This is a genomic window from Chitinophaga sp. YR627 (assembly GCF_900114995.1).
Classification (GTDB): Bacteria; Bacteroidota; Bacteroidia; order Chitinophagales; family Chitinophagaceae; genus Chitinophaga.
Genome location: NZ_FOUX01000004.1, coordinates 330,279 through 349,367, shown reverse-complemented (window position 1 = coordinate 349,367; position 19,089 = coordinate 330,279). Strand labels below are relative to the sequence as shown.

The window sequence follows — 19,089 nt, the reverse complement described above, 5'->3', positions numbered from 1 at the left end:
GAAAAGTTTTTTTAGAAAAGCTGTAAGGTTTTGACAGGTGAGTGTACTAATGAATAAAACGATTTAAATGAAAACACGCAACTGTCTGAAAGCCTTTGTATTAATCCTGATCCTGTTATGGGGTGCTTTTCATCCTGTATCTGCGCAGCAACAACCCAAGGGACTTTTATGGGAAATCTCCGGTAAGGGGCTTTCTAAACCGGCGTATCTGTTTGGTTCCATGCATATATATGATACAGCAGGTTATCAGTTACCACAATTGCCTTTTGATTTACTTGATAAGGTAGATAAGCTCTACCTGGAGCTGGATTTAGGGAAGATAGATCTCCGGGAAATGATGGAAGGCATGTATATTTCAGATAGTACAGCGTATATTGACAAACAGCTGGATGCATTATCCATGGAAAAGATGAGAAGATTTGTTCAATCCGCGCCGTTGTCATCCGCTATGGGAAATAAGCTATATGCTATTAAACCGATGTTGTTAATCTCTATGTTGACAGGTAGTGCGGGAAAAGCAGCATCGGTTGATTTTGAGTTGTATAAAGCTGCAAATAGTAGAAAGTTGCCTGTAGGCGGACTGGAAACAGTCCGGGAAGAAATGGAGGCCCTTAAAGCAGTGAGCTTATCATCACAGATGGATATGTTACGGCTGGTATTGGATCAGCAAATATCTCCGGCTGAAATGCTGAAAAGAATGACCACCAGTTATGTGCAACAGGATATTGAACAGTTGTTATATGAGCTCAATTATAATACATCATCATCAGATGGTGCAAACGATGCGTTACTGGTGAAGAGGAACATCGTGATGGCTGACAGAATTGATTCGTTACTGAAAAACGAGCATCCGCTGATAGCTGTTGGTGCGGCGCATCTTGGCGCTGGTAAAGGATTGATTGTATTATTGAAACAAAAAGGATATACACTCACCAATATCCCTTTTTCCATCAAAAAGGCCCATGAGTAATGACCAAAGCAGCGTTTCTGGAACATACGATGCCAAATCAGGGAATTGTGCATAAGGTAGTGAATATCTATGCCGATACGAAAGAGGATAAAGAAGATTTGTTGCAGGAGATATGGCTTCAGTTATGGTTATCATTTCCCCGTTTTCGTTTTCAGAGCAAGGTTTCTACCTGGATGTATCAGGTAGCGTTAAATACGGCATTGACTTATACGAGAAAGTCGGCCGTCCGGAATAAGCACGTGCTTCATACTGAGGTGATACCAGTGACACAGGAAGAAGATAACGTGCCACGTGAACAGGAGCGCCTGTTGTGGGAGATGATCCGGTCTTTACCTAAGGCAGAGAAGGCATTGATACTTTTATATATTGAAGGTATCAGTTATCGTGAAATAGCAGATATCACCGGAGATTCTGAGAATAATGTTGGTGTTAAGCTGAGCCGTATCCGGCAAAAGCTGAAGCATTCCCTCACCGCTAAAAATATGCAATAGTATGGAGCCAATAGATGATTTTGATTCCCTGCTGAAGGGTGCTGCCGGCAGATATAATATGGACCCGCTTACTGAGCAGTCTGTGAGCAAAATACTGGATGAACGTCTTGCAGCTAGTAGCAGCAAACTGACATCTGAATTTATTACCGAGATTTTGCTGGTGCTGGGCGCATTAGCGTCTAGCATACTTTTTTTAAGTATGAACATTTTCCTGAAAGAGGGTAAGAAGCCTGAGGTGCTCATGATGACTAATGTTATTTATCTGGCGGGAATAGTATATCTGCTGACTTGTCTGTTCATGTTCATCAGATTAATGCGCCTGTCGCTTTTGCAAAAAGATACCCACATTAAAAGCTATCTGACAAAATTATACGAGCGTACACGCAGGACATTGAACATATACCTCTGGAGTTCAACGATTACCTGGACACTGGTGCTGGGTGTACTTTTTACCCTGTTACAAATGTCATGGTACTGGATGTTGCCTGCGACAGTATTGTCCGGAATAGGTGGGTATTATCTTAACCTGTGGTATATCAGGAAACGTTTTGGAAAACAGGTAGATGAGATTAAAATGCTGATGACAGAATTCTGTTAAGATGATCGCGCTGATCATTTATAGATGCAAAGACCCGGTATACCGGGTCTTTGTTTATTATATCATACGCGTTGTTTACTGTAGATGATCAGGTCTGCTTCCTGCCCTACAGGCATGAATCCTGCACGTTCCAGAAGTGTTCTGCTGGGAAGATTGTCCTCTGCTGTTTTTGCAATAATGGTCTTCACCTCCTCATGACTAAAAGCCCAGTTAGTGATACCTGTCAATGCTTCTTTTGCATAACCTTTGCTGTGAAAGTTCTTATCCAGCATAAAGCCGGTTTCCGTCTGCCCGTTTTCATCAGGATAGCCAATGAAGCCGATACCGCCGATAGCCAGCCGTTCTTCTTTCAGTACGATTTCCCAGTTGGTGTACCATTGGTACCTGTCGGGATGGGCAGCGGTCATGGGGATCCAGAAATGAGTCAGTGCATCTTCCAGTTCCGTTATGTAGAGTGGATCTATGCACATATCAGATGTATTGAGTCCGAGTTGTGCCTCCATAGTAGCGCGGTCCTGTTGACAAAGCATCAGTAGATCGTGGGTCAGGGGAATCAGCTGTAGCCGTTCCGTTTCTATAAAAAACATGTCTGGGTTTATTTTTGATTTATATACATAATGATGATGGCATCGCAGGTACTGCGATGTAAAGACGGGTCATAAGGCGCCCGTTAGTATACAAATCCAGGCAATGTATGATGCCTGTATGGGAAGAAGAATTGCAGAGGCAATGATTTATTGCTGCTAAGTTAGTTGATTTTTTGTGACGCGGGTATTACCAGCTTACTTCAATATAGTCCTTGAATAGTTTACCGGCCAGCTTTTCACCCTGCATACCCCTGTAGAGCGGATCATAGATCCTGGCGGCGGCATCATCCAGCATTAGTGGCGGAATAATACCTTTTTCCTCCAGACGGGTACGTTTCTCTATCGGATTACCGGTTGATACCCAACCCACATCGACGCTGTTCATATAAATGCCATCGCCTGCGTAGTCCCTGCCGCTGGTGCGGGTCATCATATTCAGGGCTGCCTTGGTCATATTTGTATGAGGGTGGAAGATCGTTTTGCCTTCATAGCTGAATTGTCCTTCAGAAGAACTTACATTGATGATATACTTGTCCCGGAACGGGGAATTCATCAGCATTGGTTTCAACCTGCTGTTCAGCATGAAAGGGGCGATGTTATTGACAAGGTTGGCGGACAATACTTCTGCGGTATCCACTTCTTCCAGTTTCATCGTCCAGGAATTGCTGTCCCGGAGGTCAAGCGGCTGGTCGAAAAAGTCCGTCTTATGTGCCGGGAAGAAGGTGTGTGCTGCCAGTAAGGCCTCATTTGTCTCCAGTTTCAGCGGTGCGCTTACCATCGGATTGGCCAGTATACGGGACTGGTCTTCTGCTGTAATAGTACTCAGCTGGAACTGTTTGTCAATCAGTGGCTTATAGTATGCGGCAGGATAAGAGATCGTCTGTGCCGCATTATTGATAATAATATCAAGACTGGAAAAATTCTCCTGTACATATTGCAGGAACATTTCCACCTGTGGGATGGAAATCAGGTCCAGACTGTAGATAAACAGGCGGTGTTTCCAGGTATTAAAGTCAGGTTCTTTGCTATAGCTCAGGAGCGCATCGGCTGCGAATCGCGTGGTCGCTATCACGGTTGCGCCATCACGTAACAGCTTCAGGGTGGTGACATATCCGATCTTCATACGGGCGCCGGTCACAATGGCTGTCCGGTTCTGGAGGTCCAGGCGTTGTGCTTTTTTCTCCAGGTGAATATCTGCACATTCCGGACACAGCCGATGGTAATGCTGATGCAGCTGTGTATACTGCTTTCTGCAGGCATAACAGACAATTGCATTGGGGACAGTCTGCTGTAATGGGAGTGCGATCACATTTTCAGGCGCTTCATTGACAGAGGACTGCCTGGCCTGTCTGAAGACGGCTGTTTTTTCAATAGCATTCAGACTGACAGCCCTACGGTCATTAGCCGCTGTCTGTTTGATATCCTTTTTGGCTGTTTTATAAATTTTGGTAACCAGACCTTTCAGACGGTCGTTATCGGGAGAATCAAAGGGATGTTTGCCTAGGAACTGTAAAATCTCATAAAACTTGTCCCATTCCTGTTGCGAAAATTCCTGCATGAAGATATGCTTATAAGTCCTGGAAAAGATCAGGGGACAAGGAATCGAACCTGTAACCTTCTACCTGCAGAGTAGACGCTCTTCCACTTGAGCTACCCCCAACCGCTGCGAAGGTATGACGCATTATGTTATTTTTATACATAAAGTTTTGGTGCTGATGTTTCCCAGCCATTGGATTAGTTATTTCAGGAGGGGGATAAGGGACTTTTGGGTTTTTCTTAACAGTCCGGTTTATGGAAAAAGTTGTTCCGGGGAATCCTGCGGGATATAACCAAAATTGACATCCCATGAGCCAAAAGCACATTTTCACTACAGCTAAGCTTTTACTTGTCTTAGCCTGCTCTATGCTATCTTTTTCCACCTATGCACAGGATAAATACAACTATGTTTACTTTAATCAAATGACAGAAGTCAGTGGAACGGAATACATTATCGCCAGTATTTATAATATGGGTAAGATGTTCCTTTCGCATGACCAGTACCTTCTATTCATTAATACGAAAAACGGGCATACGAAGCAGGTGGAATTCTCCGAAGGGGGATCCTGGCAGTCCATTATCCAGGTCAGGATAGATAGTCTGCAGATTAACAGGATCATCCTGGAAGCGCGGACGGTCAACCTGGATCATCGGAAGGGGATCGGCTGGACCGATCCTACACAATTAGTAGTGTTATCCACAGATGGAGAAGAAAAGGTGCAGTTAACAGAAGATAAGTTTTTTGTCCGTACCTGGATTGTGAATCGCCAGACCGGAACTGTCACTGTTACAGGCCATTATGATACAAATGATAATGGTAAATATGATAAAACGGACAAAAACCAGATCCTGATCTATGACCTGAAAACCCTTAAGCTAGTGGCAAGGATATAAAACCGGGTCTTGTATTATTTATAAATGCCGCTTTGATATTTACCATCCTACGTTCATCCTTCGTTCCATGAACGAAGGATGAACGTAGGATGGTAAATATCAAACAAAGAATAGACCGAACAGTAACTATACCTTTATTTCAGGTCTTTAAATGTTGATGGCGTCATGCCTGTATGAGATTTGAAGAATTTGGAGAAGTTGGCGTGATCGTAAAAGCCCAGGTCGAATACGATTTCTTTTACCGTCATAGCAGACGTTTTCAGTAGTCTTTTTGCCTCCAGCAACACCCTGTCCTGTATAAGAGAGGATGCAGCGACATTCAGCTGCTTTCTGCACACCATATTCAGGTAATTGGGAGAGATATTGATCTCATGTGCATAAAAGGCGACGGAACGTTCTTCCTTAAAGTGTTTATCAATCAGACCAATGAAGCGCGAGAGGATCGCATTGGAATTGTATATATCAAAATCGCTGAAGCGTTTTTCCGCAGTTTTACTGATCAGTAATCCTATGATACCACAGCGGGCTTTGACCAGTGCTTCAAAAGGGACATTTTTTTCAAGTTCTTTCTGTACACAGCGAAATTCGTAGAGCAGTGTGTCATAAGCTCCCTTCTTAAGTGTTATCACCGGATGGCGTTGATATAACGCTGATGAAAAGCGCAGGTTGGGAAGGAAAGATTCAAAAGCTTCCCGTTCTATCATCAGCTGATAGCCGATCGTTTCCTTTTTTATTTTCCATTGATGTACCTGCCCGGGAAAGACCATGTGCAGTTGCAGATTGGCAATGGGATGTTCGATAAAATCGATGGTATGCGTTCCGCGTCCTTCTTCGAAAAGGATGGCGATGAAGAAGTCATGTTTATGGGCTTCGTCAATAGATCGTTCTCCATGTAATTCATGAAACAATACGGTGCAATCTTCGGATTTACCCTGACTGAACTCCTGAATGCTCAATACCGGAAAATGATCTTTCTGATTATTCATCTGACTGGTATGGTTCGTTTGCGATAGCCTGGCTAAATTAGTGAAAATAACGCAGCCCCGTCAACGATAACTACCACACTATCAGGACTCCAGGATCTTTACGATCTCCCTGTAACCGGCCTTTTTTGCGTGTTGCAGGGGGAATCAGAAGACAATTTTACCCTGGTGGATCAGTGATCTGACAGGGGATATCCTGGATACAGCTTCTGCGGAGCAGCTGGCATCAATCAGTACCACATCAGCAGCATCACCTGTCTTTGGCCACTGTTGCTGCCCTTTATCATCGAGCGGGAGGACGTTGTAGGTAGCCAGCTTGAGACTACGGGACAGCAGGAATTCTGTTGAATAGCCATATAACTGTGCCATCAGATTGGCTTTCTGCAGTACGCTACCCAGTCCCCAGGTATTCCAGTGATCAATAATGCTGTCGTTGCCGGTACCTACGGTGACACCGTACTTATATAATGTTGGAATTGGCATGATCAGTCCGCCGAAAGGTATGGTAGACATAATACCGATCTGCGCCTGCGCCAGTTTATCTGCGATTTCTTCCTGTTTCTGTTTTTCCAGTTTGCCCAGTACAAAGCAATGGCTGAGGAAGGTTTTTCCTTTCAGGACCGGATTTTCATTTACCCTGTCTATCAGATATTCTACTGTTTTCAGTCCGGACTCCCCGGATTCATGCAGGTGGATGTCGATGCCTTTGTTATTATCCAGCGCGAGTTTAACGATAAAGTCCATCGGTTTGGCGATCTCTCCGTCCAGCGAATAGGGATCCACCCCTCCGATAAAATCAATATCCATCTTAGCGGCTTCTTTCATCAGGGACGTGGAGTCTGTATAATACAGCCCATGCTGAGGAAAAGCGACCAGTTCGGCGCCAAAGGAGTCTTTTTTGTTCTCCAGTGCTTTCTGCAGATTTTTAAGCGAGTCCAGTTTAGAGGTAGGTTCGATATTCACATGGCTTCTGGCAAAGCTGGAACCGCAGGACTGTAATAATTCTACTAATTTCTCTGCGTGATCGGTGGATGTTTTCAGCATTTCCGGGAGGATCTGCTGTTCCAGCGCGATCATTCCTTTTACACCTCCCTGTTTTCTTCTGGCAGCTTTCCAGGGGCTACCATAGCCGGTTTTATCCAGATGGATGTGCATGTCTTTGAAGGCGGGCAACATCAGGAAGCCTTTGGCATCTGTTGCATTGGCCTTTGGATCATTCGGAAGGATGGCTGTGATCTTTCCGTTGTCTATTTCAACACAGAACAGTCCGGTTCTGGTAGCGATCACTTCTTCACCTTCATATTCAAATCCCGTTTCCAGGCGTACGTTTTTCAGTTTCAGCTGCTTTTTACCAGCTACGGCCGTTTCGGGGGAAGTGGCCGCTTTTGCATCCGTCAGCAGGGAAGGGGTAATACCCAGTCCCAATGTGGCGAGTGCAGAATTTCTGATAAAATCTTTTCTGGAAATATTAGTAGAACGCATGGTTGAATCTTTGTGTCAAAGATAAATGGCTATGCGTTCTGATACGGGTAGGTTTTATAACATTACCTGTACGATTTATAAATCGATGGGCAATGCCCCATATTATACGAACGCTTATTGTACGGCTTATTACCGCATCCTGTCAGGAATTGATATCCAGGATCAGAGAAATTTGCCCTTTGTCATCCCTGTATACTTCAACAGTGGTTAAAGAGAGGTCGGAAAGATCATGCCCCCAAACGCCATATTTTCCATCGGTCGAATTCCTGTTAATCAGCCCATCTCTTTCCTTCAACGGGATCGTTTTGGTAGCCGCTGACTGCTCTTCTTCTTCATATATCATATGGTATTTATCACCGATGTACTGGATGAGCTGTTTCCTGGTGAAACCTTTGCCTTCGGCAGATAACTCAAATATAGCGGGATTGTTCAGGGGATAGTCTATGATCAGCCTGGCTTTTGTATAAGGCAGGACTATCTCATCCGGGTCAATCAGTCTTTTGATCTCGGAGTCTGTTTCCGCGATGCTCACCCACGGAAGGATTCCATCAGGGGATTTATCTTCCGGGGTTGCCTTTACGCTGTAGTCAATGGAAAGGATCAGTGTACCAAGTGTATCAGCTTGTGCTGCCTGTGCCTGAGCGAGCGCCATAATGGAGTCAAGTTGTTCTTTTGGAATGGAGGATGTTGGGTCCTGATTTGTAGGTTGCCGGTTTTGCAGGCAACTACAGATCAGCAAAATACCGATCGGGATAAATAATTTACAATACATGCTACGGCTGATAGGTTGATTTAATCGTTTAATATACAATTAAAAATAGGAATTCCGTGTAAGGTCACGGAAATTAGAGGTAAGCGGAAGCCGCAGTATCGGTATGGGTTGTTTGCTTGCAGGAGAAAAAAAGCAGGAGGATGATAATTGGGGATAGTCGCGTATTGAGGAGTTATCAACAAGCCTGGCAGCTACTGGATGCCAGGCTTGTTGTAAAAAAGCGTTTTATTTAGTAAGCATACCAGGCAATGCCTTCGAGTACATATCCCGCACGGAGCGTGCCTTCGTCCAGGTTTTTAGTATAGAAATGATCGTTGGTGGCACCGTTAACATATCTGTACACAGGTACTGCATTATTGATAGGAGAGCCGTATACATAAAAAGCAATACCTTCTAAATTGCTGTTGACAGGAATTTCGCTTGTGCTGGTCGTCCAGAAGTGATCTCCGTCGTTACGTACCCAACGGTACACAGGAACTGTATTGGCTGATTCGTCAGGGAGCGTATAAAATCCTATGCCTTCAAAAATATAATCGTTGTTGGCGCCGACACCAAGTTCTCCGAGACTGGTCGTATAGAAATAATCCGTTGGTGTGGATCTGGAATAATAACGGAAGGCAGGGACCGTGCCAGCTACCGGAGCCTGTGCTGGATACAGGAACTGAACAGCTAAGATATCATAGGGGGAAAGTTTGGTGGCGCCGGAACCACATTCTCCGCCGTTCATCAGCGAATTGGCATCCTCACCTGTTGGTGTGCCGAGAATATGATAAGCGTCGAAATAGGCGCCGTTATCGCTTAGTACACCTGATTGTGGTTCGCCGGACTGCCAGTTGGTATGTCTGAAACCAATAGCATGTCCGAGTTCATGAGCGATCGTACGGGTCCGCTGTGCAAAAGAATTACCGGCGATCTGGCTGATATTGATCTTTACCTTTGCGCCAACACGGCCGTTCATTGGGTAATAGGCCGCGCCGCAAACGCCTGTTCCGAGATTGGCGTTTGAGATGATGAGATTAGCAGTTGCAGCCGTAATTGAAAGTATAAACTTAACCCTGCAGTTAGGAACGGCGTTCCACATTGCTATCGCGCTCTTAACCTCGTCTTCATAATTAATCATAGAAGGGCTAATATTCACCGTAATATAGGGCTGGTAAATATATCCTACATAATTGGCGGTGCCATATTGTTCTGTTTTGGGTTCATCCAAAAGGGACAGGTCCGGCTGGCTTGTTTTGCTGAATAAAATATCTTCATCAACAAGATATTCTTCTCCGATGTCTTTGATCTGACTGTCTTTATAACCTAGTTTTTTAATGTAGCTCAGCACAGCGTTGTCCGGAAGACCTTCAGCAGGCTCAGGCTCGATGTTGCTTTTGCTGCAGGAGAATAAGATACCTGATAATACCGACAGGATAATGGCATAACGGTATACAATCGTTTTTTTCATGTAAGGGACTATTTATTTGGTTAACTATAAATATCAAGGGAAACTATAAATGCACTTGCGCAGACACATGTTTAGGGATGATCGCCGAAAGGTACATATGAATTGTCAGGGGATAGGTTAAACCAGGGATTTTGTTGTTTTGATCTGTAAAAATCACAGTGTAAAATTAGCTGTATTTTTTCGCATATCCATAGATGTTGGGAAAAGATACAGCTAATTTTTTAATCATTTAGCAGCATATATCTGTGATAGCGTAATGCAGATCACGGCAATGATAGCGAGGATAATACCAACGTAATTATAGCGATTGAGCCTTTCTTTAAAGATGATAATACCTGTCAGGCTGCCTATGATGATCACACCCAGGTTCATGGCTGCGAAAACAGTAGAAGGATTGTCATGCAGTAATTTATGCGCCTTCATATAGAACAGGATGTTTCCGAAGTTGAAGAATCCGAGGATGATTCCGCAGAGAATATTCTTAACACGTACCTGCTCTTTTTTTGCAATTACCTGTACCGCTGAAATAATAACAGCAACGATAAATGATAATATAAAGATAAGAGTCAATGAAGTGGTGTAGGGAACTTCTTTTGATAAAGCTACCTGTTTGAATAGAATATCGATGATACCAAATCCTAAGAATACAAATAACGGCGCTAATGACTGATTACGCTCACTGGTTTGTTGCTGTGGTTTACGAAGCACAAAGAAGATAGCCACGAAACCGAGTATCAGTCCGATGATCTTATAGTTATTAAAGGTCTCTTTGAATAGCAACCAGGCGGCAACAATTGATATGAACAATGACAGGCGCTGTGCAATATCGGTCTTTACGATACCTGCCTGCTTAACAGAAGCGCCTAAGATCAGAAATACAGAAGGCAGCAATAATGCTAAGCTGATAAATGCCCACCAGGGAGATTGGGCACCGACCTGTGCCAGGTCAGGCTGATAGAGTAGAAAACTGAAGGCGGCAGCAACAATGTAATTGGTGGTGATGGCCTGGAGGATATTGATCTCGTAGCGTTTAGCCAGTTTCAGCAATACGGATACCGTGACGCTGCAAATGACGCTTAGTAGTATGTATAACATTTATGGTTGGGACATTTTTAGGCCGGTAAAGGTAATAAATTACGATCTGAAAGAGATTGATTTTTAATGGATAGCTGCTATGAAAGCATCTACCATGCTGTCCTCCGTTGTCCAGGATGTGATCAACCGCAGTGCGGTATGCTGATCGTCTATCTTCTTCCAGGGGTAGAACTGGAATTGCCTGCCTAATTCTTCTATCAGCGTATCTGGAAAGATCGGGAAGATCTGGTTGGTAGGAGAGTCGATCAGCAGGTCATATCCTTTGCTGCGTACATGATCTGAGATCCTGGTGGCAGCTGCATTGGCATGTCTGGCAAGGTTGAAATAAAGGTCATTCTGGAACAGTTCGAAAAACTGGATGCCTAACAAACGTCCTTTGGCGAGTAAAGCGCCATTTTGTTTAAGGATATAAGGGAAATCAACGTCTAGTTGTGGATTATTGATGACGATGGCTTCGCCTAAGAGTCCGCCGTTTTTGGTGGCGCCTATATAAAAGGCGTCGGTCAGACTGGCGATGTCAGCCAGGGTAAGATCACCCGCTGCCGCTGCCAATGCACTACCCAGACGGGCACCGTCCATGAACAAGTACAACTGGTGTTGCCGGCAGCATACAGATAAAGCCGTCAGTTCCTGTTTGGTATAAATAGTGCCTATTTCGGTAGAGTTGGAGATGTAAACCAGTTTAGGTTTGACCATATGAGGGGCAAGCGCGTGTTGTTGCAGGACCTCTTCTATTGCTGCCGGTGTTAGTTTGCCGTCCGGACTGTCAACTGTGATCACTTTATGTCCGCTGGCTTCGATAGCGCCTGCTTCATGTACGAAGATATGGCCTGTTCTGGCGCTGATCACAGCCTCATGCGGTCTGAGAAAAGCAGTGATCACTAAACGATTCGCCTGCGTACCTCCCGTAACGAAATACACGCCGCTGTTTTCCTTTGCTATCTGCTGGCGGATCAGCTGTCTGGCTTTTACGCTATACTCATCTTCCCCATATCCCGGATGTTGTTCAGGATTACTTGCTATCAGTCGTTGCAGGATATTGGGATGTGCTCCCTCAGCATAATCGTTTTTAAAGCTGTACATCCGTTCTTCTTTTTTTGCAAAGATGGGGAAGCTTTATGATATATAAATATACCAATTGGTATATTTTAACTACCTTTACAGTGGTAAGTTCGATGGACGAGCCCATTTTTATGCATGTAAATATACCGAAAGGTATTTTTCTGATCAGCTACAATTAGTAACAACAAACATATTAACAACAATGGAACAGTTTGATATAGTAGTGATAGGTTCAGGACCCGGAGGGTATGTAGCAGCTATACGTGCTGCGCAATCAGGTTATAAGACGGCGATTATTGAGAAGTACAGTACCCTGGGAGGTACCTGTACCAATGTGGGATGTATCCCTACAAAGGCGTTACTGGATAGTACCCATCATTATCATGATGCTTTACACAAATTTGAAGTGCAGGGGATAGATATTCAGGGGTTAAAGCTGAATTTTAAGCAGTTATACAAAAGAAAAAGCGAGGTGGTAACCAAGAATACCCAGGGACTGAATTACCTGATGAAGAAGAACAAGATCAGCGTTATTCAGGGCCTGGCTGCTTTTAAGGATGATACTACATTGCATGTTACCGGTCAGGATGGAGCGATTCGTAACATTCAGGCTGGCAAATACATCATTGCCACCGGCTCTAAGCCTGCAACTATCTCAGGTGTGGTACTGGATAAAAAGCGGATCATTACCTCTACAGAAGCATTATCACTGGAGGAACAGCCTAAAACGATGGTTATTATCGGTGGAGGTGTGATAGGTGTGGAAATGGCCTCCATTTTCAGCCGGATTGGTACAAAGGTGACCATTCTGGAGTATGCTGACCGTCTGATCCCAACCATGGATAGCGAATCGGGTATTGCGTTACAGAAACTGCTGGCTAAAGAGGGTATTGAGATCTTGTTGAAACAGTCTGTATTTAAAACAGAAAATGCGGGAGATACCGCGAAGGTTTGGTATAAGGACACGGCGGGTCAGGAACAATCGCTGACTGCGGATTATATCCTGGTGGCAGTGGGCAGAAAGGCATACACAGATCAATTGGGACTTGAGAATACAAAGGTGCAGCTGGACAAAAGGGGAATGATCGTTGTGAATGAGGCCTTACAAACAACGGCTCCCAATATTTATGCTATCGGGGATGTGATCGGTGGTGCTATGTTGGCACATAAAGCAGAGGAAGAGGCAACTTTTGTGGTAGAGCGTATTCATGGTGGAAACCCGCATATCCATTATGACCGTATTCCGTCTGTCGTATACTCCTGGCCGGAAGTTGCTTCAGTAGGTGCTACTGAGGAGGAATTAAAGAAGAAACAGGTGGCGTATAATGTTGGTAAGTTTCCGTTCTCTGCTAATGCAAGAGCCCGGGCAGGCATGGATACAGAGGGTTTTGTGAAAGTGCTGGTAGATCCAAAATATGGAGAAATATTGGGTGTGCATATTGTCGGCGCAAGAGCCGCCGATCTGATTGCACAGGCTGTGACCGCCATGGAATTTGAGATTACGGTCAATGAAGTGGGAAAGATCTCATATGCGCATCCAACGTATGCGGAAGTATTGAAAGAGGCGTATATCCTTGCTTCTGGACAACCTTCTGTAAATATCTAGTGTGTATACAAGATATTGGTATTGTCGTAACAGCATGGGGTATACGATAAAAAATGAATTAATCACAACAAGTTGAAGAATCGATGACTTTATAGTTCGGGTCATTAATGAATGTCAGTATTTCTTTTGTTGGCAGATGGTCTCCCAGGAACTGGTTGTAATAAACCTGTTTAAGGAGACCGTCTTCGCCAATGAGAAAGTCGCCACCCATCAGATTGTTATGTCCCTCTGCCTTGAATCTGTGTTTCATCAGTTTTAATCCCGCTGCTGCTTTTGCAGGACCCCCATTGTACATAGAGAATAAAAGCTTGAGTGTGTTTAACTCTATATCGTATTGCTCGTATAGATCAAACTCCGGGTTAGCGATTAACCTCGCATAATAATCTTCGTCTTCACTATAACGCAGGAGATTGTCTTTGCTGCTTTCGTACACAGCCAGTACCACCAGATTCTTTTTACGGAATTCCTTTTCATATGCTCTCAGTTCCTGAAAACGAAGGTGATTGACAGGACAGGCGACGTGCCGGTAAAATGTCAGTAGTACTTTTTGTCCCAGGAACTGGCTGAGTTGTATGGTGTTTCCCCTGATATCCCGTGTAATGAAATCCGGTGCGGGTTGATTGATTTTTAAATTCATAAAATCAAATAATATATAGTGCAAAAATCCTCTTTTTGCAGTTGCTTATTTTTAACTAAAGTTAAAAATGGAGGCCTTGTAAAATTTTTCTGCCGGATTTAACTAAGGTGAAAAAACAAGAATGTGTTTCAGTGCAACTTTGGATCAACAAAATTATTACAACAATGAGAAGATCATCAAAAGCACACTGGAATGGTGACCTGAGCACAGGTCATGGTGAATTAACTACAGATAGCCTTGTATTAAACAAGACCCGTTATTCCTTCAATACTCGCTTTGCCGATGGTATTGGTACAAATCCTGAAGAGTTACTGGCCGCTGCACATGCTGGTTGTTTTACGATGGCATTGAGCTATGCGTTATCACAGGCAGGTCTGAAAGTAGCTGATCTGGATACGACTGCTGTTGTTATAGCCGATATGTCAAAATCCAGCATTACTGATATTGAGCTGACTTTAGATGCTTCGCCGATCGAGGGTTTATCTGAAGAAGGATTTCTTGAATATGCTATCGGCGCTAAACAGAACTGTCTGTTGTCTAAAGCATTAGCCGGCGTTGTGATCAGCCTGCAGGTTAATTACAAGGATTTACATCAACATATTGACGGGAATGCTAAATCTGTTGACCATGTTAGCTGAGACAGAACATATTAAGTGCCTGATCATCGGATCAGGTCCTGCGGGCTATACTGCAGCTATTTACGCTTCACGTGCCGGTTTACAGCCGGTGATGTATACCGGAATTGAACCAGGCGGACAACTGACGAAGACAACAGAGGTGGAAAACTTTCCGGGATATCCCAGCGGCATCACCGGTGCTGTGATGATGGAAGATTTTCGTATGCAGGCTTTACGCTTTGGTACGGATGTTCGCTATGATTATATCAGTAGTGTAGATTTCAATACTTATCCATATGAAGTAACAGTGGATGAGAGAAAGAAGATCCTGGCAGATAGCATCATCATTTCAACAGGTGCTTCCGCTAAGTGGCTGGGACTGGAGTCAGAGGCCAGGTACAATGGTTCCGGGGTTTCTGCCTGTGCGGTATGCGACGGCTATTTTTTCCGTGGGAAGGATGTTGCGCTTGTTGGCGCCGGTGATACAGCGGCAGAGGAAGCCATCTATCTGTCCAAGCTGACCAATAAAGTGTATATGCTGGTTCGCCGTGATGAATTTCGTGCATCCAGATTGATGGTACAGCGCGTACTCAGCACGCCTAATATCGAGGTCTTATATAATACTGAGACACTTGAAGTGCTGGGAGATGGCCGGACGGTGACAGGCGTAAAGGTATTTAACAATCAGCTTAACCAGGAATCGAGTATACCTGTAAACGGATTTTTTGTTGCTATTGGTCATACACCAAATACAGAGATATTCCGTGGTGCAATAGACATGGATGCAGCTGGTTATATCAAAACTAATGCAAGGTCGACGGCTACCAATATGCCTGGTGTGTTTTGCTGTGGCGATGCCCAGGACCCTGTGTACCGTCAGGCAATAACTGCTGCCGGAACAGGTTGTATGGCAGCGCTGGATGCAGAACGTTTTCTGAATGAGCGTGAAGCGGGGCTCTCATTTGCAATAAATGATCTTCAGCAGGCAAGCTAAGTGTGTGGTTGATATGTTAGCTATACTTCAGCGGAGTTTAGACTTGTGACTAAGCTCCGCAATTTTTCTTTCATACACTGTTTGTCCGACGAAGTTTATTATTTGCTGTTTGTTGCAAGGGGGAAATACAAATGCTTAACTGTCTGCGAGGTTTTAGAGAGAGCTGATCAATCAGTTAAAAAAGGCCGTATCAGAGATGATACGGCCTTTCGGTTTCTATGGATATTGCTACTGTTAAAAGGGCAATAAAGATATCCGGAACTCACCTGCAAAGGTGGCTTTATTGGTTGTCATAATAAAGGAGTCATTATAGCTGCTGTTTTTTCCAAAGGCTCTTGCTGTGAGCACATTGTTTAGGCCTCCTTTAACACCAAGGATGACGTGTTTACCAAGCAGGTATTCAAATCCTGGACCACTCTTAACCTCAACGGTGTTGTAGCTGAAATGTTCGGGTAAGGCTGTGTTATCTGACTTATAAAATGTTGCATAGGTATTATAACTGGAGCCGACATATACCCATGCATTACGGAATAAGGATTGTTTGATCATGGCACCCTGAGGGAGATCCACAATCAGTTCTAAGCCATGATGATTGAGTTTGTGGAAGTAATTGACCACAGGCAATACCGGTAGTGGTGCAGACGGATCGATCAGCACGATAGCACCCACGGACAGGTAAGTGTTTTCATTACGCTTTAATGGGAACGCGATACTACCATTGAAGTTAAACCTTCTGATGGTTTTCAGGTTGTCGGATATACCTGTAACAACCGCGGAATAGACAACAGGAGTATGGAAGAGCGCATCGATTCTTGAATAGTTGATGGACAGGCCCAATGTACTTTTGGACATATCGCCTACGTTAACCGTTGGATTAGCTAATTTATTGTCAACCTCTCTGACATTAAAAAAGGTCTCCGTATGATAGATGGAAGCACCGATGGTATTTCCGTTCCAGCTGCTGATGGGGACTGTTACATAGGAGCTGATCCTTGCATTACGGCTTTTGCCATTGGCGAAATCTTTATCGTTCAGTTTTGAATCGAAGTGACCTGCGCCGAAGAAGTCTGCTGTAACAGATGCCTGACGAAGGGAAGAGAAGCGGATCGCCTGTTCCATTGCTTCGCTTTTAGTGGTATCGGCCGGGTGTTGGCTGGCCATACTGAACATGTTTTGGGCGTATGTGCCGGTAGTGCACAAGAGCATACCGGTCACCAGAAAGTTGATTTTCATTAATTGGTGTAATTGATACTTAAAGGACGATGCGCGGCAGCGATCGTCCGGGTGTGATGAAATATAAATAGCATGCAATCCCCGTCCGGAAGGCAATCGCTTATCCGGTGAGGGGTATGTGCGGCAGTGGAACTGTTATCTGGTAATAAATAGCCAGCCAATAGTGTCAAAGCAAGATATAGCACGCTCTTGAATTGACAACACATGGCTGGCTATCTGGCAGCTGGTGACCAGCGTAAAAAAACTACGCGGTAGCAGCATTGTTGTTGACCGTTTTGCTTAAACGGAAGGCAGAGAGCAGGAAGTAAAATGCGCCAAAAGCAGCATAGCCTGCTAATGTAGTGATACCCTGATTGGGCTCATGCGCCATATAGATAAAGGACCCACCAGCCAGCATAGATTGGCCGCCGCTGAGGATCATCGGCCACTGACCCCCCATTTGTTTGCGGCGGCGAAGACCGAGAATCAGTTGGATAAGACCTGTCAGCCATGCCCAGGCGCCAAATGTGATCAGGGCCTCAGGAATGCCTTTCTGGAGGACAAAGATCACTACGATGGTTGTAATGATGCTGATGCCCATATTTACATATTGCGGTGTTTTGTTGGTAGCACCAGGATTGGCCTTAATATCAAAAAAAGTGGCCAAAGCATCCCAGGCAGGGTATATGATGAATAAGATCGTAGCTGCGGTGGCATTGGTTTTAGCCAGGAATGACACCAGCAATACCCATATGATGGAGAATGCGGCACGTGTGAAATAAAGCGTGCGCAATGATTTTGCTGTTTCGATCACCTCATTGGAGAGGGGAGTGTTGGATTGATTTGATTTCATGATGTACTGTTTTTGTCGTCGTGTTACATCGAAGGTCACTCAAAATCCTCCGCGCGATTTTCACTTAAGTTAAATACAAAGGAAAATGAGCCACTTTTTCCGATTTTATTTTTTATCCGGTTCAAAATCAAGTGATACCGAATTCATGCAGAAGCGTTTGTAAGTGGGTGCCGGACCATCATCGAAGATGTGTCCCAGATGGGAATCACAACGGCCACACAATACTTCCGTCCGGTGCATACCAACGGAGTAATCTTCCTGGTAACGTACGGCACTTGCCCGCCTGGGTTCGTAGAAACTGGGCCATCCGCAGCTGCTGGCAAATTTGGCATCTGAACGGAACAGCAGGTTGCCGCAAACAGCACAGTAATAGGTACCGCGGGTGGTGCTTTTCCAGTATTTACCGGTGAAGGGCCGCTCTGTATCTTTTTCCCTGGCGACTGCGTAGAGGGCAGTGGGAAGTACCTTTTTCCATTCTGCATTACTTACATGCAGAGTAGCAGTGTCGGTGTTAGAATACCAGGGATTGTTTTCATGTCCGCGGACAGACTTTTCATTCTGGGCGAAGCTGCTGATACTAATCAGCATCAGCAGGACGCTATAAATCAGGATCTTTTTCATTGTTTTAGTTTGTCTTTAAAGATTTGTTTGAATTTTTCCAGTTCTGGCTGGATGACGTAGCGACAATAGTCCTGCGTCGGATGTTTTTTATAGTATTGCTGGTGATGTGTTTCTGCGTCGTAGAATACCGTAAAGCGGGTCAGTTCTGTTACGATGGGCTTTGGATATATCTTTTCCTCCGTGAACTTTTTGATATAGTAGGCAGCCCGTTCTTTTTGTGCCTGGTTGTGATAGAATATGGCAGAACGGTACTGGGTGCCGATATCATTTCCCTGACGGTTTAGTTCTGTCGGATTGTGGGAAAGAAAGAAGGCTTGCAATAATTCATCATAAGTGATGACTGCGCTGTCGTATATCACATTGAAGGCTTCTGCATGGCCGGTAGTGCCGGTACATACCAGTGAATAGTAGGGATCTTCAGTGTGACCGCCTGTATAACCTGCGGTCACTTTAATTACACCCTTTAATTGTGAGAATTTCGCTTCGCCACACCAGAAGCAGCCTGTAGCAAAGGTGGCGGTGTCGTTTTTCTCCGATGTTTGCTGCTGGATGGCTTTGGTGTTTTTTATACCCAATACAATGAAAACTGATACAGCCAGCAAGACGTAGAAGAGTTGTTTTACTTTCAT

The 19,089-nt window shown here is 44.5% G+C and carries 20 protein-coding genes and 1 tRNA gene; 7 read left to right on the top strand and 14 right to left on the bottom strand.

The window, feature by feature from the left end:
- Positions 1 to 67 precede the first annotated feature (67 nt).
- The 3 genes from BMZ72_RS22040 to BMZ72_RS22030 are packed head-to-tail and all read left to right on the top strand — an operon-like array spanning position 68 to position 2,059.
- Positions 68 to 970 carry a TraB/GumN family protein gene (locus BMZ72_RS22040; RefSeq protein ID WP_089811874.1) on the top strand — a complete coding sequence of 301 codons (903 nt, stop codon included), beginning with the start codon at positions 68 to 70 and terminating at the stop codon, positions 968 to 970.
- On the top strand, positions 970 to 1,461 hold the full coding sequence (locus BMZ72_RS22035) for an RNA polymerase sigma factor (RefSeq protein WP_089811873.1): 492 nt from the start codon (positions 970 to 972) through the stop codon (positions 1,459 to 1,461). The genes BMZ72_RS22040 and BMZ72_RS22035 overlap by 1 nt, the downstream gene beginning before the upstream one ends.
- Position 1,462: 1 nt before the next feature.
- Positions 1,463 to 2,059 carry a hypothetical protein gene (locus BMZ72_RS22030; RefSeq protein WP_089811872.1) on the top strand — a complete coding sequence of 199 codons (597 nt, stop codon included), beginning with the start codon at positions 1,463 to 1,465 and terminating at the stop codon, positions 2,057 to 2,059.
- Between the two features lie 62 nt (positions 2,060 to 2,121).
- On the opposite strand, the gene BMZ72_RS22025 is transcribed toward BMZ72_RS22030, so the two are convergent.
- The 3 genes from BMZ72_RS22025 to BMZ72_RS22015 all read right to left on the bottom strand — a co-directional run bounded on the left by BMZ72_RS22025 (position 2,122) and on the right by BMZ72_RS22015 (position 4,306).
- Positions 2,122 to 2,646: a GNAT family N-acetyltransferase gene (locus tag BMZ72_RS22025; protein WP_089811871.1), complete on the bottom strand. Its 525-nt coding sequence runs from the start codon at positions 2,644 to 2,646 to the stop codon at positions 2,122 to 2,124.
- Between the two features lie 187 nt (positions 2,647 to 2,833).
- Positions 2,834 to 4,204, bottom strand: coding sequence for an SDR family NAD(P)-dependent oxidoreductase (locus BMZ72_RS22020; protein ID WP_089811870.1), 1,371 nt, complete (start codon positions 4,202 to 4,204; stop codon positions 2,834 to 2,836).
- A gap of 28 nt (positions 4,205 to 4,232) precedes the next feature.
- Positions 4,233 to 4,306, bottom strand: a tRNA-Ala gene (locus tag BMZ72_RS22015).
- 185 nt (positions 4,307 to 4,491) lie between these two features.
- Here BMZ72_RS22015 and BMZ72_RS22010 point away from each other — a divergent pair.
- A complete protein-coding gene (locus tag BMZ72_RS22010; RefSeq protein ID WP_177222886.1) occupies positions 4,492 to 5,076 on the top strand; it encodes a hypothetical protein in 585 nt (194 codons plus the stop codon).
- Positions 5,077 to 5,210: 134 nt separating this feature from the next.
- On the opposite strand, the gene BMZ72_RS22005 is transcribed toward BMZ72_RS22010, so the two are convergent.
- The 6 genes from BMZ72_RS22005 to BMZ72_RS21980 form a co-directional block, all read right to left on the bottom strand.
- The gene (locus tag BMZ72_RS22005) at positions 5,211 to 6,062 is read right to left on the bottom strand and encodes a helix-turn-helix domain-containing protein (protein WP_089811868.1); all 852 of its coding nucleotides are present in this window, start codon (positions 6,060 to 6,062) and stop codon (positions 5,211 to 5,213) included.
- Positions 6,063 to 6,206: 144 nt separating this feature from the next.
- Positions 6,207 to 7,541, bottom strand: coding sequence for an amidohydrolase family protein (locus BMZ72_RS22000; protein ID WP_089811867.1), 1,335 nt, complete (start codon positions 7,539 to 7,541; stop codon positions 6,207 to 6,209).
- A 142-nt stretch (positions 7,542 to 7,683) separates the two neighbouring features.
- Positions 7,684 to 8,313, bottom strand: a complete 630-nt coding sequence (locus tag BMZ72_RS21995) for a hypothetical protein (RefSeq protein ID WP_089811866.1) — start codon at positions 8,311 to 8,313, stop codon at positions 7,684 to 7,686.
- Between the two features lie 229 nt (positions 8,314 to 8,542).
- Positions 8,543 to 9,763: a M57 family metalloprotease gene (locus BMZ72_RS21990; protein ID WP_089811865.1), complete on the bottom strand. Its 1,221-nt coding sequence runs from the start codon at positions 9,761 to 9,763 to the stop codon at positions 8,543 to 8,545.
- A 225-nt stretch (positions 9,764 to 9,988) separates the two neighbouring features.
- Positions 9,989 to 10,858 carry a DMT family transporter gene (locus BMZ72_RS21985; RefSeq protein WP_089811864.1) on the bottom strand — a complete coding sequence of 290 codons (870 nt, stop codon included), beginning with the start codon at positions 10,856 to 10,858 and terminating at the stop codon, positions 9,989 to 9,991.
- A 63-nt stretch (positions 10,859 to 10,921) separates the two neighbouring features.
- Positions 10,922 to 11,941 carry a threonine aldolase family protein gene (locus tag BMZ72_RS21980; RefSeq protein WP_089811863.1) on the bottom strand — a complete coding sequence of 340 codons (1,020 nt, stop codon included), beginning with the start codon at positions 11,939 to 11,941 and terminating at the stop codon, positions 10,922 to 10,924.
- A gap of 181 nt (positions 11,942 to 12,122) precedes the next feature.
- Between BMZ72_RS21980 and lpdA the strand changes: the two genes are divergently transcribed.
- Entirely contained in the window at positions 12,123 to 13,526 is a 1,404-nt protein-coding gene (lpdA, locus tag BMZ72_RS21975; protein WP_089811862.1) for a dihydrolipoyl dehydrogenase, read from the top strand.
- A 58-nt stretch (positions 13,527 to 13,584) separates the two neighbouring features.
- Here the strand turns inward: lpdA and BMZ72_RS21970 are convergent, their stop codons facing one another.
- Positions 13,585 to 14,163: a redoxin domain-containing protein gene (locus BMZ72_RS21970; protein WP_089811861.1), complete on the bottom strand. Its 579-nt coding sequence runs from the start codon at positions 14,161 to 14,163 to the stop codon at positions 13,585 to 13,587.
- 164 nt (positions 14,164 to 14,327) lie between these two features.
- Here BMZ72_RS21970 and BMZ72_RS21965 point away from each other — a divergent pair, with 164 nt between their 5' ends.
- Together BMZ72_RS21965 and trxB are read left to right on the top strand one after the other, a co-directional pair.
- On the top strand, positions 14,328 to 14,801 hold the full coding sequence (locus tag BMZ72_RS21965; RefSeq protein ID WP_089811860.1) for an OsmC family peroxiredoxin: 474 nt from the start codon (positions 14,328 to 14,330) through the stop codon (positions 14,799 to 14,801).
- Complete coding sequence (trxB, locus tag BMZ72_RS21960; RefSeq protein WP_089811859.1) at positions 14,791 to 15,774, top strand: thioredoxin-disulfide reductase; 984 nt, start codon at positions 14,791 to 14,793, stop codon at positions 15,772 to 15,774. The genes BMZ72_RS21965 and trxB overlap by 11 nt, the downstream gene beginning before the upstream one ends.
- Positions 15,775 to 16,008: 234 nt before the next feature.
- On the opposite strand, the gene BMZ72_RS21955 is transcribed toward trxB, so the two are convergent.
- From BMZ72_RS21955 to msrA, 4 genes are all read right to left on the bottom strand, one after another.
- Positions 16,009 to 17,007: a hypothetical protein gene (locus BMZ72_RS21955; RefSeq protein ID WP_089811858.1), complete on the bottom strand. Its 999-nt coding sequence runs from the start codon at positions 17,005 to 17,007 to the stop codon at positions 16,009 to 16,011.
- 244 nt (positions 17,008 to 17,251) lie between these two features.
- Entirely contained in the window at positions 17,252 to 17,839 is a 588-nt protein-coding gene (locus BMZ72_RS21950) for a hypothetical protein (protein WP_089811857.1), read from the bottom strand.
- 105 nt (positions 17,840 to 17,944) lie between these two features.
- A complete protein-coding gene (gene msrB / locus BMZ72_RS21945) occupies positions 17,945 to 18,460 on the bottom strand; it encodes a peptide-methionine (R)-S-oxide reductase MsrB (protein ID WP_089811856.1) in 516 nt (171 codons plus the stop codon).
- Entirely contained in the window at positions 18,457 to 19,089 is a 633-nt protein-coding gene (gene msrA / locus BMZ72_RS21940; RefSeq protein ID WP_089811855.1) for a peptide-methionine (S)-S-oxide reductase MsrA, read from the bottom strand. The genes msrB and msrA overlap by 4 nt, the downstream gene beginning before the upstream one ends.